Origin of the sequence: Pseudomonas sp. Ost2 (genome assembly GCF_018326065.1) — a bacterium.
GTDB classification, from domain to species: Bacteria; Pseudomonadota; Gammaproteobacteria; order Pseudomonadales; family Pseudomonadaceae; genus Aquipseudomonas; species Aquipseudomonas gingeri.
Window position 1 is genome coordinate 5,855,592 of sequence record NZ_AP021904.1, and the last position, 26,220, is coordinate 5,881,811.

Consider the following 26,220-nt stretch of genomic DNA (forward strand, 5'->3'; position numbering starts at 1 on the left):
TTTATTGAACGTGGTTTACATCGATCGCGACGGGTGGCGAACCACCCGCTGCTAACTCAGCGGCCCTTGAATTGCGCCACGTTGTCGGTATGCGCCTGCGCTTCGGGCTTGCCCACTCGGCCCAGGCGTTCACCGGTCTTGGCGTCGAACAGCAACACCTTGGCCGGGTCGAATTGCAGTGTCAGGGTTTCACCCACCTGGGGCGCCACATCCGGCGCCAGGCGGCAGCAGACCTTGCTGTCGTTGAGGGTGACGAAGACCAGCGTGTCCGGGCCGGTCGGCTCGGTGACCTGCACCTCGGCACGGATGCTCGGCACACCCGCAGTCTCGCCGGACGCTAGCACGATCTGTTCGGGGCGAAGGCCCAGAATCACCTCACGGTCTTCGAGGCCGGTGTCGCTCATGTTCATCGGCAACTCGCAACGGGCCTGCCCGCTGTCCAGCAGGGCGACCAGGCGACCATCCTTGCGTTGCAGGCGCAGCGGAATGAAGTTCATCGGCGGCGAGCCGATGAAGCTGGCGACGAACAGGTTGGCCGGATCGTTGTAGATCTGTTTCGGCGTGCCGAACTGCTGGATGATGCCGTCCTTCATCACCGCCACTTTGTCGCCCAGGGTCATCGCCTCGATCTGGTCGTGGGTGACGTAGACGGTGGTGGTCTTCAGGCGCTGGTGCATCAGTTTCATTTCGGTGCGCATCTCGACCCGCAGCTTGGCGTCGAGGTTGGACAGCGGTTCGTCGAACAGGTAGATCTTCGGCCGCCGCGCCAGTGCCCGGCCCATGGCCACGCGCTGTTGCTGGCCGCCGGACAGCTGGCCCGGCTTGCGATTGAGCAGGTGTTCGATCTGCAGCAGCTTGGCGACCCGCGCGACTTCCTCGTCGATGGCCGACTGGCTCATCTTGCGAATCTTCAGGCCGAACTCGATGTTCTCGCGCACGCTCATGGTCGGGTACAGCGCGTAGGACTGGAACACCATGGCGATGTCACGGTCCTTCGGGCTCATGCCGCTGACGTCCTGGTCGCCGATCATGATGGCGCCGCCGGTGATGTTTTCCAGGCCCGCGATGCAGTTCATCAGGGTCGACTTGCCGCAGCCCGAAGGTCCCACGAGAATCAGGAACTCGCCGTCCTTGATCGACAGTTCGATGTTCTTCAGGGTGTCCGGCAGGCCGGTGCCGTAGGTCTTGTTTACATTGCGAAGTTCGAGCGTTGCCATGATTACCCCTTGACTGCGCCGGCCGTCAGCCCGCGCACGAAATACTTGCCTGCGACCACATAGACCAGCAGGGTCGGCAGCCCGGCGATCATCGCCGCTGCCATATCAACGTTGTATTCCTTGACCCCGGTACTGGTGTTGACCAGGTTGTTCAGCGCCACCGTGATGGGCTGCGAATCACCGCTGGAGAACACCACGCCGAACAGGAAGTCGTTCCAGATCTGGGTGAACTGCCAGATCAGGCAGACCATGATGATCGGGGTCGACATCGGCAGGATGATCCGCCGGAAGATGGTGAAGAAACCCGCGCCATCGAGGCGTGCCGCTTTCACCAGCGCATCGGGAATGCTCACGTAGTAGTTGCGGAAGAACAGCGTGGTGAACGCCAGGCCGTAGACCACATGGACGAACACCAGGCCGGTGGTGGTGCTGGCCAGGCCCATCTTGCCAAGGGTGAACGAGGCCGGCAGCAGTACGGTCTGGAACGGCAGGAAGCAACCGAACAGCAGCAGCCCGAAGAACAGCTGCGAACCACGAAAGCGCCACATCGACAGCACATAGCCGTTCAACGCACCGATGGCGGTGGAGATCAATACCGCCGGGACGGTGATCTTGATCGAGTTCCAGAAGTAACCGTTGACCGTGGCCCAGGCCTTGACCCAGCCGATGTCGGTGATCACCGTCGGCCAGCTCAGCAGGTTGCCGGTACTGATGTCTTCCGGCGACTTGAAGCTGGTCAGCAGCATCACTACCAGCGGCACCAGATAGAGCAGCACGGCGAGAATCAGCACCGCGTAGATCGCGATGCGACTCAGGCTGATGGAAGGTTTGGCGGCGAAACTAGTCATTACGCTTGGTCCTCAGCTCGGAGTACAGGTAAGGCACGATGATCGCGAGAATCGCACCGAGCATCAGGATCGCACTGGCCGAGCCCATGCCCATCTGGCCGCGACTGAAGGTGAAGGAGTACATGAACATGGCCGGCAGATCGGACGAGTAGCCAGGACCGCCAGCGGTCATCGCCGCCACCAGGTCGAAGCTCTTGATCGCGATGTGCGCCAGGATCATCACCGCGCTGAAGAACACCGGACGCAGGCTGGGCAGCACCACTTTCCAGTAGATCCGCGGCAGGCTCGCGCCATCGATCTGGGCGGCACGGATGATCGACTGGTCGACACCACGCAGGCCGGCGAGGAACATCGCCATGATAAAGCCCGAGGCTTGCCATACCGCGGCGATCACCAGGCAATACACCACGCGGTCGGGGTCGATCAGCCAGTCCAGGCGGAAGCCTTCCCAGCCCCAGTCACGCAGCAGTTTGTCCAGGCCCATGCCAGGGTTGAGCAGCCATTTCCAGGCGGTGCCGGTGACGATCATCGAGAGCGCCATCGGGTACAGGTAGATGGTGCGGATGAAGCCTTCGCGACGGATGCGCTGGTCGAGGAACACCGCCAGCAGCACGCCGATCACCAGGGTGACGCCGATGAACAACCCGCCGAAGACCGCCAGGTTCTTGCTCGCCACCCACCAGCGGTCGTTGTCGAACAACCGCGCGTATTGCGCCAGGCCTACCCATTTGTAGGTCGGCAGGAAAGTCGAGTTGGTGAACGACAGAACGAACGTCCACAGGATGTAGCCGTAGAAGCCCACCAGGACGATGAACATGCTGGGCGCCAGCACCAGTTTGGGTAGCCAGCGCTGCAATGCATCGAACGGCGAGGCTTTGCTGAACACAGCAACAGAACTCATGGGAAAATCCAGTACAGGGAAAAAGACTACGTGCAGATCCCTCGTGGGAGCCGGCTTGCTGGCGATGACGGTGTGTCAGTGGATAAATCCGCTGGATGACGTTCCGCTATCGCTGGCAAGCCAGCTCCTACAGGGGGTTTCCGGTTACTTGGCGGACTTGACCGCCGCGCCGAGCTTCTTGGCGGCATCGGCCGGATCGGCTTTCGGGTCGTTGATGTAGTTGGTCACTACGTCAAAGAACGCACCCTGTACCGCCAGCGTGGTCGCCATGTTGTGCGCCATGCTCGGCTGCAGGCCGCCGGTCTTGGCATCTGCCAGGAAGTCCTTGGCCGCGGTCTGGGCGCAGGAGTCGAAACCGTACTTGCCCATGTCGCTCAGCATGTCGTTGCGAACCGGGATCGAACCCTTGTTGATGCTGAAGACTTTCTGGAAGTTTTCACCCAGCACGACCTTGGCGATGTCCTGCTGACCGGCAGCGGTGCCCTTGTCTTTCTGCTTGAACACCGCCAGGGAGTCGATGTTGTAGGTGAAGGCCTTGTCGGTGCCCGGGAAGGCTACGCACTCGTAGTCCTTGCCAGCGACTTTCTTGGCCGCGGTCCACTCGCTCTTGGCCCAGTCGCCCATGATCTGCATGCCGGCCTTGCCATTGATGACCTTGGCCGCTTCGAGGTTCCAGTCCTGGCCCTTGCCGTCGACGTCCATGTAGGTCGCGACTTTCTTCAGCTCGGTCAGCGCCTTGACCATTTCAGGACCGGTCAGGGTGGCGTTGTCCAGGTCGACCAGGGCTTTCTTGTAGCCATCGACACCCATGACCGAGAGCACCACCGCTTCGAAAACGGTGCTGTCCTGCCAAGGCTGGCCGCCGTGGGCGAGCGGAATGAAGCCCGCGGCCTTGAGCTTGTCACCGGCAGCGTAGAATTCCTGGAGGGTGGTCGGTGGTTTTTCGATCCCGGCTTTCTTGAAGACTTCCGGGTTGATCCACAGCCAGTTGACGCGGTGGATGTTCACCGGCACGGCCACGTATTCACCGTCGTACTTCACGGTATCGGAGACTTTCTTGTCGAGCAGGCTGTCCCACTTCTCGTCCTTGGCAACGCCCTTCAGGACGTCGGTATCGAGCAGACCGGTGGACGCCCATTCCTGGATGTCCGGACCCTTGATCTGCGCGACGCCTGGCGGGTTGCCGGCAACCGCGCGGCTTTTCAGCACGGTCATGGCCGTGGCGCCGCCACCGCCGGCGACAGCGCCGTCCTTCCAGGTGAAACCATCTTTTTCAACCTGGGCCTTGAGCACATCGACAGCCGCTTTTTCACCACCGGACGTCCACCAGTGAACCACTTCCACAGTCCCTTTCGAGTCTGCGGCCTGTGCGCTGAGGGGAAACAACGAGGCGAGAGAAATCACTGCGGCGAGGCGAGAAATCGAATTCATCTGAGTACCTTTCTTGTTGTTATGCATGCAAGTCTGGTGCTTGCGCTGCATGGGATTCTAGTCAAGGCACGCCCCGTCGCAGGTAACGAAGGGACGTGCAAATGTCACGGCATGGTTACATGTGTCTATAACCGTTTTTTTGGCGCCGAGGCCCGTGCCAGAGCGCTCGCGAGACTCGGTGCCAGTGGCAGGCAGGGTAACAGCACCGCCTGGTAGGCATGATAGAGATCGGGTTTGCCACCCCAGATGCGTGCACCGGGCTGGTTATGCTCATCGAGTTCGTGATGCCAGCTGCCATGCAGCCGGTCGATAAAGTGCAGGTCATTGAAGTCCCAGAAGCGCCGGTACCAGGTTTCGTACTGCTCCTCGCCCGTGCGCCGCAGCAGTGCCGCCGCCGTCGCGCTCGCCTCGCAATGCACCCAGTGCAGGCGCTCGCGGACCACCGGGCGATTTTCCCAGTCCAGGGTGTAGACCACACCGGGCGCACCGTCCGCCGCCCAGCCATGGCGACAGGCGCTGGCGAACAGTTCACGGGCATCCGCCAGCAGCCACTGCGGCGTCTCCAGCCCGGCTGCACGGCGGGCGGCCTCAAGGTGCAGCACCAGCCGCGCCCATTCGAAACCGTGACCCGGGGTCGTGCCGTAGGGGCGGAAACCGTCGGCGGGGTTGTCCTCGTTGTAACCCGGCAAGGGTTGCCAGTGACGATCGAAATGCTCGATGACCATGAAGCCGTTGGCCGCCGCCTGCTGGTGGATCAGTCGCTCGACGATGCGCAGGGCGCGGTCGAGCCAGCGGCTGTCGCCAGTGACATCGGCCAGGGCGAGGAAAGCCTCGGTGCCGTGCATGTTGCTGTTGGCGCCGCGATAACTTTCCTCGTTGCTCCAGTCACGGGTGAAGGACTCGCGCAGGGTGCCCTCTTCCTCGCTCCAGAAATGCGTGTCGATCACCCGGATCGCCTCGGCCAGCAGGCCGGGAGCCTCCGGGCTGCCGGCGACCACCGCCGAACTGGCGGCGAGCGCCACGAAGGCATGCAGGTAGGCGGCCTTGCCACTGTTGCCATCGCGATGCTCGGCCACGGCATACCAACCGCCGAAGGTCGCATCGCGCAGCGGCCCCCAGAGCGCGGCGACACCGTGATCGACCAGCTCGCGGCAACCGGGAATCCCCTGGACATGGGCCATGGCGAAACTGTGGGTCATGCGCGCGGTGTTCATGGTCTCGGCCATGGACCCGGGCGGCAGGCAGCCACGCGCATCCAGATTGCCGAAACCTTCGGGTAGCCTGGAGGCCTTGGCGAACGACAGCAAGCGCTGTCCTTCTGCCATCAACCAGGCGTGGTGAGCAGGAGCATCCAGCCAACTGCCGGACGGAAATTCAACGCTGTCGCCAGTCATGGGCGTCGCCTTTTCTTGTTATTCAGTCTTGTTGTTCAGAGCCGGGTCGCAGGCCCGCCATGCTGCGGATTCTAACCAGCACCCCGCGGACAACAGGTAACGAAGGCCGGTGAAAATGTCACCAGCCGGTGACAATGCCTTGTCCCGACAATCCGCCGCATCAGGGCTTTTGCCATCCGGTAGGAAAAACGCCGATTAGGCCGCGTCCCTTTTCAGTGTAGGAGCGCTCCCTAAGCAGTTTTCCCACATTGAAGGCCGCCGTTGCCTGGGCGAACCTTCCAGACTTCATCCATGACATGACCCATGAAAGCCCACGCCCGCAAGGAGGCATGCCCCATGGTTAACGACAACCCGCACCTGGCCCGTCAGTGCTGCATTTTTCCGTTGCACCGGGGAGGGATGCAGTACGCCTGGAAAGTGGAAGTGCGACGCGACGGCCAGCCCCTGAGCAAGACCTTCACCTTCGCCGAGCATGGTGGCGAACAGGGCGCGCGCCTGGCGGCCGAGTCATGTCGCAATGCGCTGGTGCTGAAGATGCAGCCCATGCCCACCACCGAAAGCCGCCAACGCCTGTTGCCGCACAACACCAGCGGTCATCCGGGTGTCCTGCGGGTGGAGTCCAACAACACCGGTTACTGGCGCGCCAGTACGCGGATTCACGGCTACAGCCTGAGCAGGAGTTTCAGTGTCGAGCGTTATGGCGAGGAACAGGCCAAGCGCCTGGCCCTGGCTGAACGCCAACGGCAGCTGGCGCTGTGTGACGAGCCCTATGAAAAGGCCATGGAAACCCTGCAGCAACACTTCAGCCAGACCAATTCGCGCCTGCGCGAGCACCGTATCCAGGCCGCCATCGGCCAGGCCCAGCAGACGGCCGCCTCAGCCGACAGCCAGTTGCCGACCACCCCGGAAGCGTCGCTGACGATCAGTCCAGAACAGGCGCTGCTATCAATCAGTCGGCATTTCGCGGCAAGTACAAAGTAACCCGCAGGCCACCTTCACGCAGGTTCTGCAGGCTCACTTCGCCGCCATGGCTGTGGGCGATATTGCGCGCGATGCCCAGCCCCAGGCCGTAGCCCTGCTGCTGGCCGGACAGGCGGAAATGCGGCTCGAACACCTGCTCCAGGCGCTGCTCGGGCACCCCCGGACCTTCGTCATCGACGTGCAGGACAAAGACCTCGTCATCGTCCTCGATATGCAGGTGAGCCTTGTCACCGTACTTGAGGGCGTTGTCGATCAGGTTGCCCATGCAACGGCGCAGCGCCAGCGGCTTGCCGGGAAAGGCCGCCAGGGCACGACCATCCAGCGTGACCCGGCCGTTGCCGTTGGGCGGCAGGTAGGGTTCGATCAGGCAATCGAGGGCGTGGTTGAGGTCCACCGGCTCGATATTCTCGTGGATATCGGTGTCCTTCACACACTGCAACGCGCCCTTGACCAGCATCTCCAGCTCGTCGAGATCACGGCCGAACTTCACTTGCAGCTTCTCGTCCTCGAGCAGTTCGACCCGCAGTCGCAGGCGTGTGATGGGCGTGCGCAGGTCATGGGAAATGGCGCTGAACAACTGGCTGCGCTCGGTCAGATAGCGGCTGATGCGTTCACGCATGGTATTGAGGGCCCGGCCGACCTCCATCACTTCGCTGCCGCCGCCCTCCAGCACCGGCCGCACTTCCTCCGCCCCCAGCGACATATCCCGGGCCGAACGGGCCAGGCGCTTGAGCGGACGGCTCTGCCAGTGCACCAGCAGGCCGATGAACAACAGCAGGAAACCGCTGGTGAGCAGGATGAACCACAGCTGCTGGGACGGCAGCCCCTCCTCCTCCAGGCTGGTGTAGGGCTCGGGCAGCAACGAGGCGATATACAGCCACTCGCCCGGCGACATCTGGATCTGCGTCACCAGCACCGGCGGATTGACCGGCTCCAGGGTCAGCGCGTAGTGGGCCCAGGAACGCGGCAGCTCGTCGAGCTTCAGGCCACCGTTGAAGATCCGCAGGTCGTCGGGGCTGACGAAATTCACCGAGATATCGACATCGTTGCCCAACGACTGGCGCAGCACCTCGTGGACGGCATCGAGTACCGCGGTCTTGCGCGGGGTCGGTCCCAGCAGTTTCATGTCCAGCGGCTTGTCGTTCAGGGTCACGACGAAACGCGTCCCCCCCATGCTGCGCAGTTGGTCGAGCACCAGCGGCCGGTAGGCCAGGGGCAACGAGCGCAGGTAGCTGACACTGGCGGTCATCGAGTGCGCCAGGCTGCGGGCACTGGTCACCAGGCCTTCGAGCTGGGTAGCGCGCAGTTGCGAAAGCCAGATGGCACTGGACAGGGTCTGGGCCAGCAGCACCGCGAACAGCGTCAGCAGCAGCATCCGCCCCAGCAGCGAACGCGGGACCGGCAAGCGCCGGCGCAGGTCAGAGAGCATTGGCGGTGGTGACGTTGGCGGCCAACTGATAACCGCTGCCGCGCACCGTGCGAATCAGCCGGGGAGGTTTCTCGGTGTCCCGCAGGCGCTGGCGCAAGCGGCTGACGGCCATGTCGACGATCCGGTCCAGGGGCATCAGGTCACGGCCACGGGTGGCATTGCCGATGGTGTCGCGATCGAGGATCTCCTGGGGATGGTCGAGAAACAGCTTGAGCAAGGCGAAGTCGGCGCCGGAGAGAATCACTTCCTCGCCGTCGACATGGAACAGCCGGTGGCTGACCGTGTCCAGGCGCCACTCGTCGAAGGCCAGCACTTCGCTGCCGCTGCGTTCCTGGCCGAACTGGGCACGGCGCAACAGCGCCTTGATCCGGGCCTGGAGTTCGCGGGGGCTGAAGGGTTTGCCCAGGTAATCGTCGGCGCCCAGCTCCAGGCCGATGACCCGGTCGGCTTCGTCGGAACTGGCGGTGAGCATGATGATCGGCACCTGGGCCTGGCGCGGGTGCTGGCGGACCCAGCGGCAGAGGCTGAAGCCGTCTTCGTCGGGGAGCATCACATCAAGGATGACCAGGTCGCTGTGGGCATCGTTCAGCGCCTGGCGAAAACCGGCGCCATCACCGACCGTGCGCACCTGGAAACCGGCACGACTGAGGTAGGTGTCCAGCAGTTCACGGATTTCCTGGTCATCGTCGACCAGAAGAATGGACTTACTGACTGCGCTCACGGTGGGCGTCCTTGTTGTTGTGGGTAGGACCGAAACGCGGATTATGCCTTAATCGATTAAGCCGTGAAGCTGTGTTGCCTGTACTGATCGCTGATGATTCCTACGGACCACGCAGGAACCATCAACATTGCGGATCAGTTCGCAAACGCCTGCTGCAAGGCCACCCCCGCGCCGATCAGGCCGGAATACGGTGCCGTCACCAGCCATACCGGGATGCCCTTGAAGTAGTCGCTCATGCAGCCCTTGTCGGCGAAGCTGCGGGCAAAGCCGCTCTTGACGAAGAAGTCGGCAAAGCGCGGAATCACGCCACCGACGATATACACGCCACCCCGTCCGCCCGTGGTCAACACGTTGTTGCCCGCGACCCGGCCCAGCCAGCAGCTGAATTGCTCCAGCACTTCCAGGGCGATCGGATCGCCCGCCAACCCCGCGGCGGTGATCGCTTCCGGCGTCTCCAGCACCGGTGCATGCCCATCCACCGCGCAGATGGCCCGGTAGACCCGCGGCAGGCCACCGCCACTCAATGCGGTTTCGGCGCTGACATGGCCGATCTCATCGTGGATGTGCCGCCAGAGCTGGGTTTCCCGCGGGCTGCTCAACGGCAGGTCGACGTGTCCGCCCTCGCCCGGCAGCGCCATGAAGCGGTCGTCGCCCAGGTGCAGCAAGGTTCCAACCCCCAGGCCGGTTCCCGGACCGATCACCACGGCCGGGCGCAGCGGCTCCGCGGTGCCTTCGCAGACCACGCGGAAATCACCGGGCTCGAGGCGGGTCATGCCCAGGGCCATGGCCGAGAAATCGTTGACCAGCAACAGCTCATCGACCCGCAAGGTCGCGCAGAAGGCCTTGCGGCTCAGACGCCAGTGATTGTTGGTGAAACGGAACTCGTCACCGCTGACCGGGCCGGCCACCGACAGGCAGACCGCGCCGACCGCGCCCAATTCCAGTCCCAGCTCGCTCAGATAGACCTTGATGGCGTCTTCCGGACAGGCGTGATCGGCGGTGGCGAGCACCTTGACCGAATCCAGGCCGTTGTCTTTCCACAGGGCGAAGCGGGCGTTGGTGCCGCCGATATCGCCAACCAGGGCCAATTTCATTTCAGGGTCTCCAGGGCCGAAGTGAACGCACTGGCCCCCTGCTCCGCCGAGCTGAAGGCCATGCGCATGAAGCCGAACAGTTCGCGGCCACAGCCGGTATTATTACCCAGCAGACCGATCGCCGGCTCGCGCGCGGCGAATTCGGCGTCATCGACCAGCACCTTCAGCGTCCCGTGGACACCGTCGACACGGATCACGTCACCGTCCCGTACCCGCGCCAGCGCGCCGCCCACATGGGCTTCCGGACAGACATGGATAGCCGCCGGGATCTTGCCCGAGGCGCCGGACATGCGCCCGTCGGTCACCAGCGCGACCTTGAAGCCGCGATCCTGCAGCACGCCGAGGAACGGGGTCATCTTGTGCAGCTCCGGCATACCGTTGGAGCGCGGGCCCTGGAAGCGCATCACCGCCACGAAATCCTTCTCCAGCAGACCGGCCTTGAACGCATCGGCCAGGTCCTGCTGGTCCTGGAACACCACCGCCGGCGCTTCGACGACCTGGTGTTCCGGAGCCACGGCGGAGACCTTCATCACACCGCGGCCCAGGTTGCCTTCCATCACCCGCAGGCCACCCTCGGGGGAGAAGGCACGGGCCACCGGACGCAGGATGTTTTCATCGAGGCTTTCGATCGGGCCTTCCCGCCAGACCAGTTCGCCGTCCTGCAGGAACGGCTCGCGGGTATAACGGCTGAGGCCGTGACCGGCCACGGTGTTGACGTTTTCGTGGAGCAGGCCGGCTTCCAGCAGTTCGCGGATCAGGAACGACATGCCACCCGCCGCCTGGAAGTGGTTGATGTCGGCCTTGCCGTTCGGGTAGACGTGGGACAGGGTCGGCACCACCTCGGAGAGGTCGGCCATGTCCTGCCAGGTCAGCTGGATCCCGGCGGCCTGGGCGATGGCCGGCATGTGCAGGGTATGGTTGGTCGAACCGCCGGTGGCGTGCAGGGCCACGATGGAGTTGACCAGCGAGCGCTCGTCGACGATTTCGCCGATCGGCATGAAGCTGCCGCTCTGCTTGGTCAGGCGCGTGACCTGGAAGGCCGCCTCGCGGGTCAGCGCATCGCGCAGCGGGGTATTCGGGTTGACGAAGGACGCGCCCGGCAGGTGCAGGCCCATGACTTCCATCAGCAACTGGTTGGTGTTGGCGGTACCGTAGAACGTGCAGGTGCCCGGGCTGTGGTAGGACTTCATCTCCGACTCCAGCAGCTCTTCGCGACTGGCCTTGCCTTCGGCGTAACGCTGGCGGACGTCGGCCTTCTGCTTGTTGGAAATGCCCGAGACCATCGGCCCGCCCGGCACGAAGATCGTCGGCAGGTGACCGAAACGCAGCGCGCCCATCATCAGGCCAGGCACGATCTTGTCGCAGATACCGAGCATCAGCGCGGCATCGAACATGTTGTGGGACAGCGCCACGGCAGTGGACATGGCAATCACTTCGCGACTGGCGATCCCCAGCTCCATGCCCGGCTCGCCCTGGGTCACGCCATCGCACATGGCGGGCACACCGCCGGCGAACTGGCCGACCGAGCCGATCTCGCGCAGCGCCTGCTTGATCTGCTCCGGATAGGTTTCGTAAGGCTGGTGCGCGGAGAGCATGTCGTTATATGACGAAACAATTGCCACGTTGGCGGCATTCATCATGCGCAGGGTGTTTTTGTCTTCGGTGCCGCACCCGGCCACGCCGTGGGCGAAGTTCGCGCACTGCAGCTTGCCGCGTACCGGACCGTCGCTGGCGGCGCCGCGAATCAGTGCCAGGTATGCCTCGCGGGTGGCGCGACTGCGGGCGATAAGACGTTCGGTGACCTCAAGAACGCGGGGATGCATGTGTAGAACTCCAGGCTAACGGATGTGGCGACCTGTGGTTCCAAGCTGACCGAAAGCCGCGCAGGACAGGGCTTTTCAATCATCTGGACCTGTTGAATCAGGTCACTCGTTGTAGATAAAACAAAATATTGCCACTAAAAAGGCTTGTTTTCTATTTTTATGCGAATAATCTTGTAATTCCAACAACAAAACTACGACAGGCGCTTTCCTCATGACGCTACGAATCGCAATCAACGGTTTTGGCCGTATCGGCCGCAACGTCCTGCGCGCACTCTATACCCAAGGTTACCGCCAGGACCTGCAGGTCGTCGCCATCAACGATCTGGGCGATAGCTCCATCAATGCCCATCTGCTCAAGTACGACACCGTCCACGGTACCTTCGATGCCAGCGTAGAGCATGACAACGAAAGCCTGACCGTCAACGGCGACCGCATCTCGGTCAGCGCGATCCGCAATCCGGCCGAACTGCCCTGGGCCGCCGAAAAGATCGACGTGGTCTTCGAATGCACCGGTCTGTTCACCGACCGTGCCAAGGCCGCCGCGCACCTGAGCGCCGGCGCCCGCAAAGTGATTATTTCCGCACCGGCCAAAGGCGCCGATGCCACCGTGGTGTACGGGGTCAACCATGACATCCTGCGCCAGTCGCACCAGATCATCTCCAACGCGTCGTGCACCACCAACTGCCTGGCCCCGGTGGCCCAGGTGCTGCACCGCGAGCTGGGCATCGAAAGTGGCCTGATGACCACCATCCATGCCTACACCAACGACCAGAACCTGACCGACGTCTACCACACCGACCCGTACCGCGCGCGTTCGGCGACCCAGAACATGATCCCGAGCAAGACCGGTGCCGCCGAAGCCGTGGGCCTGGTACTGCCGGAACTGGCGGGCAAGCTGACCGGCATGGCCGTGCGTGTGCCGGTGATCAACGTATCGCTGGTCGACCTGACCGTGCAGCTCAAGCGCGAGGCCAGCGCCGACGAGGTCAACGCACTGCTCAAGGAAGCCAGCCAGCACTCGAAGATCCTCGGCTACAACACCCTGCCGCTGGTTTCCAGTGACTTCAACCACAATCCGCTGTCGTCGATCTTCGACGCCAACCACACCAAGGCCAGCGGCAAGCTGCTCAAGGTCCTGGCCTGGTACGACAACGAGTGGGGTTTCTCCAACCGCATGCTGGATAACTGCCTGGCTCTTTGCAACGCGGAATAAGCGCACAGGCAACGAAGCGACGGGCAGGGAGCAGGACCGATGATAGGTATCAGTTTTACCCGCAATACCATGGCGGCGCGCAAGCGTATCGCCCTGGTGGCCCATGATCACTGCAAGGTATTCCTGCTCGATTGGGCCGAGCGGCAGAAGGATCGCCTGGCCCGGCACGAACTGGTGGCGACCGGCACCACCGGCCTGCTGCTGAACAAGCGCCTCGGCCTGCCGGTGGAAAGCATGATCAGCGGCCCGCTGGGCGGCGACCAGCAGCTCGGCGCGCGCATCGCCGAGCAGCGTGTCGATTTGCTGGTGTTTTTCTGGGATCCCTTCGAACCACAGCCCCACGATCCGGATATCAAGGCCTTGCTGCGGGTCGCGGCGGTCTGGAACATTCCCGTGGCCTGTAACGAATGCACCGCCGACTACCTGCTCAGCAGCCCGCTGATGGAGCAGGCCCACGAGTATCGGGTACCGGACTACGACGCCTATCTGTCAGCGAGGCGCTAGCCTCGACGGGCCGTACCGACAGACCGGCCGGACAAAGGAAAAAGCCTCGTGAGTCACGAGGCCTTCCGGGAAGGGCAAGGGCGCTTCAACTTTGCGGCTTCAGTCCCTGGGAAAGACCGAACATGAACAACAGCAGATCATGATCGGGCTTGACGTCCCCACCCACCTTGGCCACCCGCGGCAACGGACAGTGCCCGGTGCCATTGGCCGTGGTGAGTATCCGGGTGCCTGGCTGCTCCCAGGCCACCAGGGCCAGCGACGCAATAGCCAGTGCACTGAGCAAAAACAAACCTCGAGCTATTTCTAACTTCATCGCCGTAAACCTTTGATGGTGCTGCCGAACGCCATACCGTAAAAGTAGCTCAGCTTGTTCCAGTCCGTGTCATTCCACGACGAATGGCGCCGCAGTTGTTTCATGTCATGGGCGGCCGCCCGACGACGACTCAGGCGCTGGCGGGCTTTCTCCAGGTCCAGCAGGGCCACCTCGACATTGGCCGACTCACCCTCGCCACTGACCCGGACAAACACGTGCTTGATATACAGGCAGCCGTGCTGCCAGCGACCGCGATGCATCCGCGCCAGGGTGCCGGCCAGTTCCTGCAGCACACGATCATGCACGGCCTCGCCGTGGCGCTCGCGACCACCTTCGGCATACCAGTTCTCGATCTCGATGAAACCGTCCAGAGCCGCCGTGACCAGCAGGGCCTGCCATGCCCCCTCGCTGCTGCGCCGGGCGCCGCAGAACACCAGCTCGGGCACCGCCACATCAAGCATGCGCAACCCCTTCAGCGCAGCCTGCTCGCGCAGGACCGTCGGTCGGCCGAAGGGGTGCAACAGGCTGCGGTAGGTATGCCCCACCTGGCGTTTCACATACAACAGTCGACCGCTCGTACCCATCAACCGCTGGACACCACTTTCCCCGCCTCGACGCTGGTTGGGCTCTTCAACCCACTCGCCCTTCTGTTGCCAGAAATATTCGAAGCGATCCTCGGTGACATCTTTCGCGTGCGATACGTACTCAACGGTCATCCTGTTACCTCTTGCGCAATATATAAACCCGCCACATGGCGTAGAGCGGGAAAAAATCCAGGTGTTCCTGGATGCGAAAACCCGCTTGCCTGAATTCTTCTTCTACCTTGGCCGCAGGCAACACATAGCGGTTCTGGTAACCGTCCTGTGCACCGTCGGCCTGTCGCTCACGCTCCAGTCGCTTGCGCCGCCAGGCCTTGAAATTCCCGTCGACCCAGAGTGAAACGATCACGCTGTCACGGGTTACCCGCTGGAATTCCTCCAGCAATGCCACACGATGCGCCGATTCGCCGATATGGTGTAACAGACGCATGCAGAAAATGCTGTCGACGGCGTTATCAGGCAAGTCGATATCAAATGCCGACGTCTGCAGCGGTCGTATCCGCTTGACCACCTCGGCCGGCTGCGCCTTGAGCGCGGTTTCCAGCATGGGCGCCGAGTTATCGGCACCGATGATCACCCGGTTGGGCTTCTCCGCCAGCAGCGGCCAGAACCGTCCGGCCCCACAGGGCAAGTCGAGCACCAGGCCCGGCTCGCCCGCCAGGGCCAACGCGGCACGCGCCAGTTGCTCATCACGCTTGTGGGACAACCGACGAGCCAAGCCATCCTTGTGCTTGAGCAGATACTGTTGAGCATGTTTGTCGTCGTACTTGTCGGAAAATTCAAGTTTTATCGGGGAATTCATCACCATCTCCTGTAGCTGACAGCGCTACATTAGGTCGGTGCGTGTTAGCGACAGGTCGTCCCCTCGTGAAAATTTTGTTCTGTCCCGAACAAACCATTACAAAGTTTTACAGGCTAGACGTGATAGCCGAGGGCCATATCTGTACACTTCGACGAAGTCTGTGCCCTGAAGAAACAGGGCACGGCAGGAAATCAGGCAGCGGGCCGCGCCAGGTCCACATGGAAGCGGCAACCACTGGGCTCCATGGTCGTCAGGCTGACAGACCAGCCCTGGTTCTCGCAGATCCGTTGCACCAGCGAAAGCCCCAGCCCCAGGCCCTCACCCCGTTTCTCATCACCCCGCACAAAAGGCTGGAACATCGCCGCGCGCTTTTCTTCCGGGATCCCGACACCGCTGTCCTCGACCACGAACCCCGACGGTTCGAGGGTCAGGCGGATAAAGCCGTGTTCGGTGTAGTGCAGGGCATTGCGCAACAGATTGCCCATCACCGCATGCAGGAAGGTCGCGTTGTAACGGGTATCCAGGGGACTGCCCGGCTCGAAGATCAGCTCCAGGCCTTTCTCTTCGATAGGCGCCCGCCACAGGCCGATCAGATCCTCGGCCACCAGCTTGAGCGAAACCTGCGGTGACATGCTGGCGTCTTCACGCTGGGCACGGGCCAGCATCAGGAAGGTCTGCACCAGCTCGCGCATTTCCTCGCAGGCCCGGGCAATACGTTCGACCTGATTACGCCCGCGCTGATCGATCGCCGGGTTTTCCAGCAGCAGCTCGCAGGAACTGGCCAGCACCATCAGGGGCGTGCGCAACTCGTGGCTGACATCACTGGTAAACAGCCGTTCGCGGGTCAGGGCCTGACGCAAGCGTCCCAGCGTCGCGTCGAACGCCACCGCCAACTCACCCACCTCATCCGCCGCATAGTCGGGCGCCAGGGGCGGTGCGAGCCCGAGCAACTGGTCACGGTGACGTACCTGGCGGGCCAGCCGCACCACCGGGGCCATCACCCGTCGGGCCAGGACCCAGCCGAGGAACACCGCCAGGGCGAGGGCCAGGACAAATCCCACCAGCACCACCGCGAACAGCACCCGCTCGCGCTCCTCGAAGTCGCTCTGGTCCTGCAGCAGCACGTAGCGCCGGCCGTCGACGACCTCGACCATGGCGTGATAGGACAGCTGTTCGCGAAAGACTTCATGAAATCCGGGATCGAGGTGGCGCAAATCCTTGGGCAACTCGAAATCGCCCTTGCCGCCACTGTAGTAGAACAACTGGTCGGGCTCGGGCCGGTGGCTCCAGTCCCCCACGCTGTCCATCAACAGCAGGCGCTGCAGATCCCCACCCAGGCCGGCAGAGATGAGTTTTTCCTCGACCAGGTGGACCGTGGCGACGATCCCCATGGCAAAGGCCCCCGCCACCAACGCGCTCATCAGGGCAAAGGCGATGATGATGCGCTGGGCAAGACTCTGCTTAAACTCCATCACGGCCCTCGGCCAGGCGGTAACCAACGCCGTGCACGGTGTGCAGCAACGGCTTGTCGAACGGTTTGTCGATCACCTGGCGCAACTGGTGCACATGGCTGCGCAGGCTGTCGCTGTCCGGGCAGTCGTCGCCCCAGAGGGCTTCCTCGAGAATCTCCCGGCGCAAGACGTGCGGGCTTTTCTGCATCAGCACCGCCAGCAGCTTCAGGCCGACCGGATTGAGCTTGAGCAGGCGACCCTGGCGGGTGACTTCCAGGGTATCCAGATCATAGCTCAGGTCACCCACCTGCAAGGCGCGCCGGCCGCCACCCTGGGCACGACGCAACACCGCCTCGATACGTGCAGCCAGTTCCGACAGGGCGAAGGGCTTGAGCAGGTAGTCATCGGCACCGGACTTGAAGCCCTGCAAACGATCATCGAGCTGGTCACGGGCCGTCAGCATGATCACCGGAGTGTCACGCCGGGCATCCTCGCGCAAGCGCTTGCACAGGGTGTAGCCGTCGATCCCGGGCAGCATGATATCGAGCACGATCAGGTCGTAGTGCTCGGTAGCGGCCAGGTGCAAACCCGACAGGCCGTCCTGCGCGCAATCGACGGTATAGCCTTTAAGCCCCAGGTAGTCGGCCAGGTTGGCGAGGATATCGCGGTTGTCTTCAACCAGTAGAATTCGCATGGGTACTCTCTCCGTACGCGGTAACGGCCGTCTTGGCCCGCGCAGCTTAAGGTGTAGTTCGGCTCACGGCTAGGGCGCGAAGATTTAATGGTTTTTTCACCCGGGGTTCACGGTGCGGGCACAGCCTCACCGCTAAAATCGGGCATCCCCCCTCTATTATCCCTGGCCCGGCGCCCTCCCCAGCGGCCTGTCGGCCGGTCATCGGGAGAAAATCGCGCCCATGAAAAAGCCCCGCACCAGGCGGGGCTTTTCTGTACGGGAGCCGGGTGGCTTACATCATGCCGCCCATGCCACCCATGCCGCCCATGTCTGGCATGCCGCCGCCAGCTGCGCCTTCTTTCTTCGGTGCTTCAGCCACTGCTGCTTCGGTGGTCAGGATCAGACCGCCGATAGAGGAAGCTGCCTGCAGCGCCGAGCGGGTCACCTTGGTTGGATCCAGGATGCCCATTTCGATCATGTCGCCGTACTCGCCGGTCGCAGCGTTGTAACCGAAGTTACCCTTGCCGTTCTTGACTTCGTTGACCACGACGCTTGGCTCGTCACCGCTGTTGGCGGAGATCTGGCGCAGCGGTGCTTCAACGGCACGACGCAGGACAGCGATACCGACGTCCTGATCGGCGTTGTCGCCTTTCAGTTCGCTGATGGCTTGCAGGGCACGGATCAGGGCCACGCCACCGCCAGGGACCACGCCTTCTTCGACGGCTGCGCGGGTTGCGTGCAGGGCGTCTTCAACGCGGGCTTTCTTCTCTTTCATTTCAACTTCGGAACCGGCACCGACCTTGATTACAGCAACGCCACCGGACAGCTTGGCCAGGCGCTCTTGCAGTTTTTCACGGTCGTAGTCGGAGGAAGTCTCGGCAACCTGGGCACGGATCTGGGCGATGCGGGCTTCGATATCGCCCTGTACGCCAGCACCGTCGACGATGATGGTGTTTTCCTTGGACAGGGTGACGCGCTTGGCGCTACCCAGGTGGTCCAGGGTAGTGCTTTCCAGGCTCAGGCCGATCTCTTCGGAGATGACGGTACCGCCGGTCAGGACAGCGATGTCCTGCAGCATGGCCTTGCGACGATCGCCGAAGCCCGGTGCCTTGACGGCAGCGACCTTGACGATACCGCGCATGTTGTTCACAACCAGGGTCGCCAGGGCTTCGCCTTCGACGTCTTCGGCCACGATCAGCAGTGGACGGCCGGCTTTGGCAACGGCTTCCAGCACTGGCAGCATTTCGCGGATGTTGGAGATCTTCTTGTCCACCAGCAGGATCAGCGGGCCGTCCAGTTCGGCGACCATGGTGTCCGGCTTGTTGACGAAGTACGGGGACAGGTAGCCACGGTCGAACTGCATGCCTTCAACGACCGACAGTTCGTTTTCCAGGCCCGAGCCTTCTTCAACGGTGATCACGCCTTCTTTACCGACTTTTTCCATGGCTTCGGCAATGATGTCGCCGATGGAGTTGTCGGAGTTGGCGGAGATGGTACCTACCTGGGCGATGGCCTTGGTGTCGGCGCAAGGCTTGGACAGGGCCTTCAGTTCCTTGACGATGGCGATGGTCGCCTTGTCGATGCCGCGCTTCAGGTCCATCGGGTTCATGCCGGCAGCGACAGCCTTCAGGCCTTCGTTGACGATCGACTGGGCCAGAACGGTAGCGGTGGTGGTACCGTCGCCAGCGTCATCGTTGGCACGGGAGGCAACGTCTTTGACCAGCTGCGCGCCCATGTTTTCGAAACGGTCTTCCAGCTCGATTTCCTTGGCAACGGAAACGCCGTCCTTGGTGATGGTCGGAGCGCCGAAGCTCTTCTCGATGATCACGTTACGGCCTTTCGGGCCCAGGGTCGCTTTTACCGCGTCAGCCAGGACGTTGACGCCTTTGAGCATTTTCTTGCGGGCGGAGTCGCCAAACAGAACTTCTTTAGCAGCCATGATCGTAATTCCTTGAATACTTTGTCGTAGCGGGAAAAATGAGCGGGAATCAGCCTTCGATAACAGCGAGAATCTCGTTCTCAGCCATTACCAGCAGGTCTTCGCCGTCTACTTTCACAGTGTTGCTGCCGGAGTAAGGGCCGAACACAACCTTGTCACCCACTTTCACGGCCAGCGCACGAACTTCACCGTTGTCCAGCACGCGGCCGGTACCTACAGCGAGAACTTCACCGTGGTTGGCTTTCTCGGCAGCCGAACCTGGCAGGACGATGCCGCCAGCGGTTTTCTTTTCTTCTTCGCTGCGACGGATGACGACGCGGTCATGCAGAGGACGAAGCTTCATTGTCGATCTCTCCTAATTATGGTTTTCAGCGACCGGTATCGATACCGGCCTGTTAGCAAATCCGGCGTGGCCGGTTGCGGCTCGACAAGCGAACCGCAGAAGACTGTCTGGCGATTTACGCCAAAAACCTTGCGGTGACCGTTACATAGGGGCGCCAAAGGTAATTACAAGGGCAAGGTGACGATTTTTTTTGCAGGTGACAGTTCCCGTAAAACACACACGGCACCCGAAGGTGCCGTGCGGGGTGATAGCGATCGATCAGGAGTCGCGGTGTTCGAACTCGCCTTCGATCACATTCGGCTGACGGCCATTGGCCGGCGCGGCGCCGTGCTGGCCACGTGCATGCAGGTCGTCGGCGAAGGCACGCTGGCGCATAGCCTGTTCCTCGGCGCGGCGACGCATCCTGCCGACCGCCAGTCGACGGGTGACCGGCAACAGCAACAACAGGCCGAGCACATCACTGATAAACCCCGGCAACAGCAGCAGGCCACCACCCAGGGCCAGCATCAGGCCCTCAAGCACGGTCTGGGCCGGCAACTCTCCACGGCTCAAGCTTTCACGCGCCCGGAACGCGGTAGCCAGACCGGCCACCCGCAGGACCAGCACACCAAGCGCCGAACCGACAATGATCAGGGCCAGCGCCGGGAAAAAGCCGATGGCCGTGCTGACCTGGAAAAACACATACAGCTCTAGCACCGGAAACAGCAGAAAGAGCAATAGAAAAGCGCGCATCAAATGGTTCCTCTACGGAAGAATGCCTTCCAGTAAACATCAGATGACGTCGGCACTTCGTGAATTCAAGCCTCGGCCGCCTGCTTTTTCGGCCATTGCTGCGCGTGGGCCAGGGAAACCAGGGCCTCGCGAACCTGCGCCGGCGTGTTGCAAGGTGTTTCAAAAGCCAGCCAATACAAGCCCTGGCCGATCCGCAGGTGCATCCCTTCCGTGTCGATACCCGCCAACTGGGCCGGTACGCTGCGTGGCAGCCCGGCCAGTTCGACATAATGGGCAATCGCCTTGGCATGATCGCTGTTCATGTGTTCGACCATGCTGACTTCCGCCTTGCCGGCGAACGGGTTGGCCAGGGTCACCTGGTCCAGCCAGTGGATCGCGCCGAAGCCGCCGATATAACGATGACGCACCGGCTTGAGTACCCAGAAATCGAAATCATGGGCCTTGTGGTAATTCGCCGAGTCCGGGAAGTAACGGTAGTAGCGCTCGGCGGCCGCTTCGATGGCCTCGGGCTCGACGAGCTTCTCGGCCTCGGCCAGATAGGTCAGGCGGCCGACCGCCTGGACATCCTCGGCCTCCCGCTCGCCCACCAGCAGGGAACATTTCGGGTCTTTCTGCAGATTGTGGGTGTGCTGGGCGATCCGGCTGATCAGGATCAGCGCACGGCCCTGGTCATCCAGGCAGTAAGGCACCACGGAGCCGAACGGAAAACCGGGCATGGCCTTGGAATGCGTCGACAACACGCCCCGGTACTCCTTGAGCAGCAACTCACGCGCATTCTTGGCAACTTCAACGCTCACCTTGTGACTCCTCATGCAAAATCCACTGGTTGCCTTATAGCATCCCCGGCCCTTACCAGGCCACGCCGAAGCCGACGGTGTAGCGGGTCTTGTTGAGGCTGGTGTCATCGTCGCCATTAATGATGTCGCGTTCGGCCTTGAGGTTCAGCGAAGCCCACTCGGTCACCTTGTAACGCAGGCCCATGTCGGCATCCAGGGAGTACTTGGAAGGGCCGCTCAACGGCCGGCCGACCTCGCCGGTGGTGAAGAACTCCACGGTCTTGCCGATCAGGTACCGGTTGTAGTCCCACTTCATGCCCAGTGAGTAGAAATTCTTCTTCTCGCCATCGTCATATTCGTAGTGGGTGTTGTTGACCAGCGCGCCGAGGGAGAACGCCCCCAGCTCATCATCCCAGAACTGGTAGCCCGGGCCGGTACCGACGGTGCGCTGGCGGGACAGGTCCTCGACCCGGTCGCGCTTGTAGGTCAGGCGCCCCTGCCAGAACCATTTTTCAGTGATGAAGCGGTCGAGGGCGTACTCGACCCCCCAGTTGTCCGTGGTCACCACATTGTCCTGGAACTCGCGGTTGTACTCGCCTTCGGCGTGATGCCGCCAGGCGCCATGGCGGGCCGTGGTCTTGAAGTCGATGTCGTAGTCGTCGGTGTCTTTTTCCGCGCGCTTGTAATCCAGGGCCACATCGACGTTGCCTTTCCAGACCAGGTCTTCGATCACCGGCTTGGGTTTGACGATCTGCTGGATGCTCGCCAGTTCCACGGTCTTCGGCGCCTCGCCATTGGCCAGGGTCACCTTGCCGGCCTCGGCGGCCTGCAACGACTTGGTCTTCTCGCCGGTGTAGGCATCCTGCTTGACCAGCAGTTCCTGATCGCTTTCCAGGGTCTTGACCTGGGCCCAGTCCACCGCAACGGCTCCGGCGTACTCGGTCTGCACAAGCAGCTTGCCGCCGTCGAACAGCTTGATCTTGCCACTCAGGCGATCACCGTTCTTCAACCAGACGGTATCGGCCAGCAAGGGCGTGGAAGCGCTGAAAACAGCAAGGCACAGCAGGGTTCTGGACAACATAGGCAACACAGGGCTCGGGTTTGCGGAAAAAAAAACGGCATTATCCCGCTGGACAATGCCTTAACAAGGACTGACCGGGCAAACAGGAGTCGAGTTCAATAATCACTCTTAATAAGCGGAAATCTCTTACTTTCAGAGGCAAAAATTTTCCATAGGAATGGACCCGTGAGCGAAGAAACAGCCAGTGAAAGCCCGGCCCAGATGCGGCGTACGGCCCTTTACCTGACCCTGGCCCAGGTGCCCGAAGGCAAGGTCGTCACCTATGGCCAACTGGCCGAACTCGCCGGACTCGGTCGGGCGGCCCGCTGGGTCGGACGGACCTTGAGCCAATTACCGGCCGATACCCGCCTGCCCTGGCACCGCGTATTGGGTGCCGGTGGTCGGATCAGCCTGCCGGTCGGCAGCCTGTCCGGCGACGAACAACGCGCCCGGCTGCGCACCGAAGGCCTCAGCGTCCTGAACAATCGTGTCGATATCAAGCGTCATGGCTGGCGCCCGATAGAGCACAGCGGTTAGAGTGCGCGCTTTGTTTCCGTCAACCCTGAGGCAGACTCCAGCCCATGCCCCGTAAAACCTGGCGCGCCGCGCTCGCCGCCTATGCCAGCCCCTCGACATTAGTGCTGTTGCTGCTCGGTTTCGCTGCCGGTCTGCCTTACATGTTGGTGTTCTCGACGCTTTCGGTCTGGCTGCGCGAGGCCGGTGTAGCCCGCGAAACCATCGGTTATGCCAGCCTGATCGGCCTGGCGTACGCCTTCAAATGGGTCTGGTCGCCCTTGCTCGACCAATGGCGCCTGCCGCTACTCGGCAAACTGGGTCGCCGCCGCTCCTGGCTGGTCCTGGCACAAACCCTGATTGTCCTCGGATTGATCGGCATGGGCTTCTGCGACCCGCAGAAACACCTGTCCTGGCTGATTGCAATCGCCGTCCTCGTCGCCTTCGCCTCCGCCACCCAGGACATCGCGGTCGACGCCTATCGCCTGGAAATCGCCAACGACAGCCAACAGGCCGCCCTCGCCGCCAGCTATATGTCCGGCTACCGGGTCGCCGCGCTGCTGGCGACCGCCGGCGCGCTGTTTTTCGCCGAAGGCTTCGGCTCCACCGGCTTCAGCTACAAGCACTCGGCCTGGACCGGCACCTATGTGCTGTTCGGCGTCCTGATGATCCCCGCCCTGCTCACCACTTTATTCATGCGCGAACCGCCGGTACCGTTGCGTACCCAGCTGTCCGCCGGACGCTACAGCTTCGTGCACCAGCTGGCGTCGGTATTCGTGCTGATCATCCTGCTGGTCTCGGTACCGGCAATGTTCACCCAGCTCTACAACACCGACTTCGCCAGCGTGCTGTTCCACGGCGTCAGCCTGCTCGACCTGCTCCTCGAAGACCGCGCCTTCCTGCGCGCGATCCTCTACACCACGCTGACCGTGCTCTGCCTTTCAAGCATGGGCCGCCGCGGACTGGCGCCGGTGCTCACCCCGGTCAACGACTTCATCATCCGCTACCGCTGGCAGGCCCTGCTGCTGCTCGGGCTGATCGCCACCTACCGGATGTCGGACACGGTGATGGGGGTGATGGCCAACGTCTTCTACATCGACCAGGGCTTCACCAAGGACCAGATCGCCGGGGTCAGCAAGATCTTCGGCCTGATCATGACCCTGCTGGGCGCCGGCATGGGCGGCCTGCTGATCGTGCGCTTCGGCATCCTGCCGATCCTGTTCATCGGCGGCGCCGCCTCGGCAGGCACCAACCTGTTGTTCATGCTGCTGGCCGACATGGGGCCGAACCTGAAGATGCTGATTGTCACCATTTCCCTGGACAACTTCAGCTCGGGCCTGGCGACCTCGGCCTTCGTCGCCTACCTGTCAAGCCTGACCAACCTGAAGTTCTCCGCCACCCAGTACGCCCTGCTCAGTTCCATCATGCTCCTGCTGCCACGGCTGATCGGCGGCTATTCGGGGGTGATGGTCGAGAAGTTCGGCTACCATAAGTTCTTTATCGCCACGGCGATAATGGGCGTACCGACCCTGGTGCTGATCGCCGTGCACTGGTATCAGGAAGTCCGTCGCGGTGGTGCTACGCCTTCGCCCACCGAAGACGTACAGGAAACCCCGTAAACACTGGGGGAGCCCGGCTCCCCCCGCGTCAGACCGGCCACACGCCTGTACGTCGCCGGATCCCGCCCGTACAATGCTCCGTCATTTCTAGCCATCAGCAACGACAACGGCCAACCATGCGCACCAGTCAATATTTGCTCGCCACACAGAAAGAAACGCCTTCCGATGCGGTCGTGATCAGCCACCAGCTGATGCTGCGCGCCGGGATGATCCGCAAACTCGCTTCTGGCCTGTACACCTGGCTGCCCATGGGCCTGCGCGTGATGCGCAAGGTCGAAGCCATCGTGCGTGAAGAAATGAACGCCGCCGGCGCCCTGGAAGTGCTGATGCCGGGCATCCAGCCGGCCGAGCTGTGGCAGGAATCCGGCCGCTGGGAACAGTACGGCCCCGAGCTGCTGCGCCTGAAGGACCGCCATGACCGCGACTTCTGCGCCGGCCCGACCCACGAGGAAGTGATCACCGATCTGTGCCGCAACGAATTGAGCAGCTACAAGCAGTTGCCGATCAACCTGTACCAGATCCAGACCAAATTCCGCGACGAGATCCGTCCACGTTTCGGCCTGATGCGCGGTCGTGAATTCATCATGAAGGACGCCTACTCCTTCCACGCCGACCAGGCATCGCTGCAGGTCACCTACGACCGCATGCACCAGGCCTACTGCAACGTCTTCACCCGCCTGGGCCTGCGCTTCCGTCCGGTCGAAGCGGACAACGGCTCCATCGGCGGTGCCGGCTCCCACGAATTCCACGTGCTGGCCGAGTCCGGCGAAGACGATATCGTCTTCAGCAACGGCTCCGACTACGCGGCGAACATCGAGAAGGCCGAAGCCGTGCCGCGGGAGACCTCGCGTCCCGCACCAAGCGAAGAACTGCGCCTGGTCGACACGCCCGATGCAAAAACCATCGCGCAGCTGGTCGAAGGCTACAACCTGCCGATCGAAAAGACCGTCAAGACCCTGATCGTCCACGCCGAAGAAGAAGGCAAGCTGATCGCCCTGATTATCCGTGGCGATCACGAGTTGAACGAAATCAAGGCCGCCAACCAGCCTGGCGTCGCCAATCCGCTGGTCATGGCTTCCGACGCCGAACTGCGTGACGCCATCGGCGCCGGCGCCGGCTCCCTCGGCCCGCTGAACCTGCCACTGCCGATCATCATCGACCGCTCGGTCGAGCTGATGAGCGACTTCGGCGTCGGTGCGAACATCGACGACAAGCACTACTTCGGCCTGAACTGGGAACGCGACCTGCCAGTACCGACCGTCGCCGACCTGCGCAACGTCGTCGCCGGCGACCCGAGCCCGGACGGCAAGGGCACCCTGGAAATCAAGCGCGGTATCGAGGTCGGGCATATCTTCCAGCTCGGCACCAAGTACAGCGAAGCGATGAAGTGCCAGGTCCTGGGCGAAAACGGCAAGCCGGTCACCCTGACCATGGGCTGCTACGGCATCGGCGTGTCCCGCGTGGTGGCCGCGGCCATCGAGCAGAACAACGATGACAACGGCATCATCTGGAGCGACAGCCTCGCGCCGTTCCAGATCGCCCTGGTACCGCTGCGCTACGAAACCGAACAGGTTCGCGAAGCCACCGACAAGCTCTACGCCGAACTGACGGCCGCCGGCTTCGAAGTGCTGCTGGACGATCGCGACAAGAAAACCAGCCCGGGCATCAAGTTCGCGGACATGGAACTGATCGGTATCCCGCACCGGATCGTGGTCAGCGACCGCGGCCTGGCCGAAGGCAACCTGGAATACAAGAGCCGTACCGAGGCCGAGGCGCAAGCGCTGCCGGTCGCCGATGTACTGGCGTTCCTTCAGGCCCGTATCCGTCGCTGAGCCCAGATAGAG

General features: G+C 62.4%; 25 protein-coding genes. 6 read left to right on the plus strand and 19 right to left on the minus strand.

Going from position 1 to position 26,220, the window contains the following annotated elements:
- Window positions 1-56 precede the first annotated feature (56 nt).
- The 5 genes from KI243_RS25845 to KI243_RS25865 form a co-directional block, all read right to left on the minus strand.
- Window positions 57-1,217 (minus strand): ABC transporter ATP-binding protein, encoded by a 1,161-nt coding sequence (locus tag KI243_RS25845; protein WP_178991205.1) that lies wholly within the window; start codon window positions 1,215-1,217, stop codon window positions 57-59.
- Between the two features lie 2 nt (window positions 1,218-1,219).
- Complete coding sequence (locus KI243_RS25850) at window positions 1,220-2,065, minus strand: carbohydrate ABC transporter permease (RefSeq protein WP_103032781.1); 846 nt, start codon at window positions 2,063-2,065, stop codon at window positions 1,220-1,222.
- The gene (locus KI243_RS25855; RefSeq protein WP_042935312.1) at window positions 2,058-2,966 is read right to left on the minus strand and encodes a sugar ABC transporter permease; all 909 of its coding nucleotides are present in this window, start codon (window positions 2,964-2,966) and stop codon (window positions 2,058-2,060) included. Before KI243_RS25855 ends, KI243_RS25850 begins: the two co-directional genes overlap by 8 nt.
- 144 nt (window positions 2,967-3,110) lie before the next feature.
- Window positions 3,111-4,397 carry an ABC transporter substrate-binding protein gene (locus tag KI243_RS25860; RefSeq protein WP_177107211.1) on the minus strand — a complete coding sequence of 429 codons (1,287 nt, stop codon included), beginning with the start codon at window positions 4,395-4,397 and terminating at the stop codon, window positions 3,111-3,113.
- Window positions 4,398-4,522: 125 nt separating this feature from the next.
- Complete coding sequence (locus KI243_RS25865) at window positions 4,523-5,791, minus strand: AGE family epimerase/isomerase (RefSeq protein WP_177107212.1); 1,269 nt, start codon at window positions 5,789-5,791, stop codon at window positions 4,523-4,525.
- A 336-nt stretch (window positions 5,792-6,127) separates the two neighbouring features.
- Here KI243_RS25865 and KI243_RS25870 point away from each other — a divergent pair, with 336 nt between their 5' ends.
- A complete protein-coding gene (locus KI243_RS25870; protein WP_212810058.1) occupies window positions 6,128-6,772 on the plus strand; it encodes an AP2/ERF family transcription factor in 645 nt (214 codons plus the stop codon).
- Here KI243_RS25870 and KI243_RS25875 read toward each other — a convergent pair.
- The 4 genes from KI243_RS25875 to edd all read right to left on the minus strand — a co-directional run bounded on the left by KI243_RS25875 (window position 6,741) and on the right by edd (window position 11,839).
- Window positions 6,741-8,201 carry a HAMP domain-containing sensor histidine kinase gene (locus tag KI243_RS25875; RefSeq protein WP_042935313.1) on the minus strand — a complete coding sequence of 487 codons (1,461 nt, stop codon included), beginning with the start codon at window positions 8,199-8,201 and terminating at the stop codon, window positions 6,741-6,743. The genes KI243_RS25870 and KI243_RS25875 overlap by 32 nt on opposite strands.
- A complete protein-coding gene (locus KI243_RS25880) occupies window positions 8,191-8,922 on the minus strand; it encodes a response regulator transcription factor (protein ID WP_017126236.1) in 732 nt (243 codons plus the stop codon). The genes KI243_RS25875 and KI243_RS25880 overlap by 11 nt, the downstream gene beginning before the upstream one ends.
- 134 nt (window positions 8,923-9,056) lie before the next feature.
- Window positions 9,057-10,016, minus strand: coding sequence for a glucokinase (locus KI243_RS25885; RefSeq protein WP_017126237.1), 960 nt, complete (start codon window positions 10,014-10,016; stop codon window positions 9,057-9,059).
- Entirely contained in the window at window positions 10,013-11,839 is a 1,827-nt protein-coding gene (edd, locus tag KI243_RS25890) for a phosphogluconate dehydratase (protein ID WP_017126238.1), read from the minus strand. Before edd ends, KI243_RS25885 begins: the two co-directional genes overlap by 4 nt.
- A gap of 211 nt (window positions 11,840-12,050) precedes the next feature.
- On the opposite strand from edd, the gene gap reads away from it, so the two are divergent.
- Window positions 12,051-13,052: a type I glyceraldehyde-3-phosphate dehydrogenase gene (gap, locus tag KI243_RS25895; RefSeq protein WP_017126239.1), complete on the plus strand. Its 1,002-nt coding sequence runs from the start codon at window positions 12,051-12,053 to the stop codon at window positions 13,050-13,052.
- Between the two features lie 39 nt (window positions 13,053-13,091).
- Window positions 13,092-13,556, plus strand: coding sequence for a methylglyoxal synthase (locus KI243_RS25900; protein ID WP_177072870.1), 465 nt, complete (start codon window positions 13,092-13,094; stop codon window positions 13,554-13,556).
- A gap of 85 nt (window positions 13,557-13,641) precedes the next feature.
- Here KI243_RS25900 and KI243_RS25905 read toward each other — a convergent pair whose 3' ends face one another.
- From KI243_RS25905 to KI243_RS25950, 10 genes are all read right to left on the minus strand, one after another.
- Complete coding sequence (locus KI243_RS25905; RefSeq protein WP_042935314.1) at window positions 13,642-13,869, minus strand: hypothetical protein; 228 nt, start codon at window positions 13,867-13,869, stop codon at window positions 13,642-13,644.
- On the minus strand, window positions 13,866-14,585 hold the full coding sequence (locus tag KI243_RS25910; RefSeq protein WP_177107215.1) for a lipopolysaccharide kinase InaA family protein: 720 nt from the start codon (window positions 14,583-14,585) through the stop codon (window positions 13,866-13,868). The genes KI243_RS25905 and KI243_RS25910 overlap by 4 nt, the downstream gene beginning before the upstream one ends.
- 4 nt (window positions 14,586-14,589) lie before the next feature.
- Window positions 14,590-15,270 carry a class I SAM-dependent methyltransferase gene (locus KI243_RS25915; RefSeq protein ID WP_017126243.1) on the minus strand — a complete coding sequence of 227 codons (681 nt, stop codon included), beginning with the start codon at window positions 15,268-15,270 and terminating at the stop codon, window positions 14,590-14,592.
- A 191-nt stretch (window positions 15,271-15,461) separates the two neighbouring features.
- Complete coding sequence (locus tag KI243_RS25920) at window positions 15,462-16,742, minus strand: HAMP domain-containing sensor histidine kinase (RefSeq protein ID WP_017126244.1); 1,281 nt, start codon at window positions 16,740-16,742, stop codon at window positions 15,462-15,464.
- A complete protein-coding gene (gene colR / locus KI243_RS25925; RefSeq protein ID WP_017126245.1) occupies window positions 16,732-17,415 on the minus strand; it encodes a two-component system response regulator ColR in 684 nt (227 codons plus the stop codon). The genes KI243_RS25920 and colR overlap by 11 nt, the downstream gene beginning before the upstream one ends.
- Window positions 17,416-17,686: 271 nt before the next feature.
- A complete protein-coding gene (gene groL, locus KI243_RS25930; RefSeq protein WP_017126246.1) occupies window positions 17,687-19,333 on the minus strand; it encodes a chaperonin GroEL in 1,647 nt (548 codons plus the stop codon).
- 49 nt (window positions 19,334-19,382) lie between these two features.
- Window positions 19,383-19,676 (minus strand): co-chaperone GroES, encoded by a 294-nt coding sequence (locus tag KI243_RS25935; protein ID WP_017126247.1) that lies wholly within the window; start codon window positions 19,674-19,676, stop codon window positions 19,383-19,385.
- Between the two features lie 258 nt (window positions 19,677-19,934).
- Window positions 19,935-20,408 carry an FxsA family protein gene (locus KI243_RS25940; RefSeq protein WP_017126248.1) on the minus strand — a complete coding sequence of 158 codons (474 nt, stop codon included), beginning with the start codon at window positions 20,406-20,408 and terminating at the stop codon, window positions 19,935-19,937.
- A 65-nt stretch (window positions 20,409-20,473) separates the two neighbouring features.
- On the minus strand, window positions 20,474-21,205 hold the full coding sequence (locus KI243_RS25945) for a HugZ family protein (RefSeq protein ID WP_017126249.1): 732 nt from the start codon (window positions 21,203-21,205) through the stop codon (window positions 20,474-20,476).
- Between the two features lie 52 nt (window positions 21,206-21,257).
- A complete protein-coding gene (locus KI243_RS25950) occupies window positions 21,258-22,265 on the minus strand; it encodes a DUF481 domain-containing protein (RefSeq protein ID WP_042935315.1) in 1,008 nt (335 codons plus the stop codon).
- Between the two features lie 165 nt (window positions 22,266-22,430).
- Between KI243_RS25950 and KI243_RS25955 the strand changes: the two genes are divergently transcribed.
- From KI243_RS25955 to KI243_RS25965, 3 genes are all read left to right on the plus strand, one after another.
- Window positions 22,431-22,781 carry an MGMT family protein gene (locus KI243_RS25955; RefSeq protein ID WP_212810059.1) on the plus strand — a complete coding sequence of 117 codons (351 nt, stop codon included), beginning with the start codon at window positions 22,431-22,433 and terminating at the stop codon, window positions 22,779-22,781.
- A 44-nt stretch (window positions 22,782-22,825) separates the two neighbouring features.
- A complete protein-coding gene (locus KI243_RS25960) occupies window positions 22,826-24,376 on the plus strand; it encodes an AmpG family muropeptide MFS transporter (RefSeq protein WP_017126252.1) in 1,551 nt (516 codons plus the stop codon).
- Between the two features lie 116 nt (window positions 24,377-24,492).
- On the plus strand, window positions 24,493-26,208 hold the full coding sequence (locus tag KI243_RS25965) for a proline--tRNA ligase (protein WP_017126253.1): 1,716 nt from the start codon (window positions 24,493-24,495) through the stop codon (window positions 26,206-26,208).
- The last annotated feature ends 12 nt before the right edge of the window (window positions 26,209-26,220 follow it).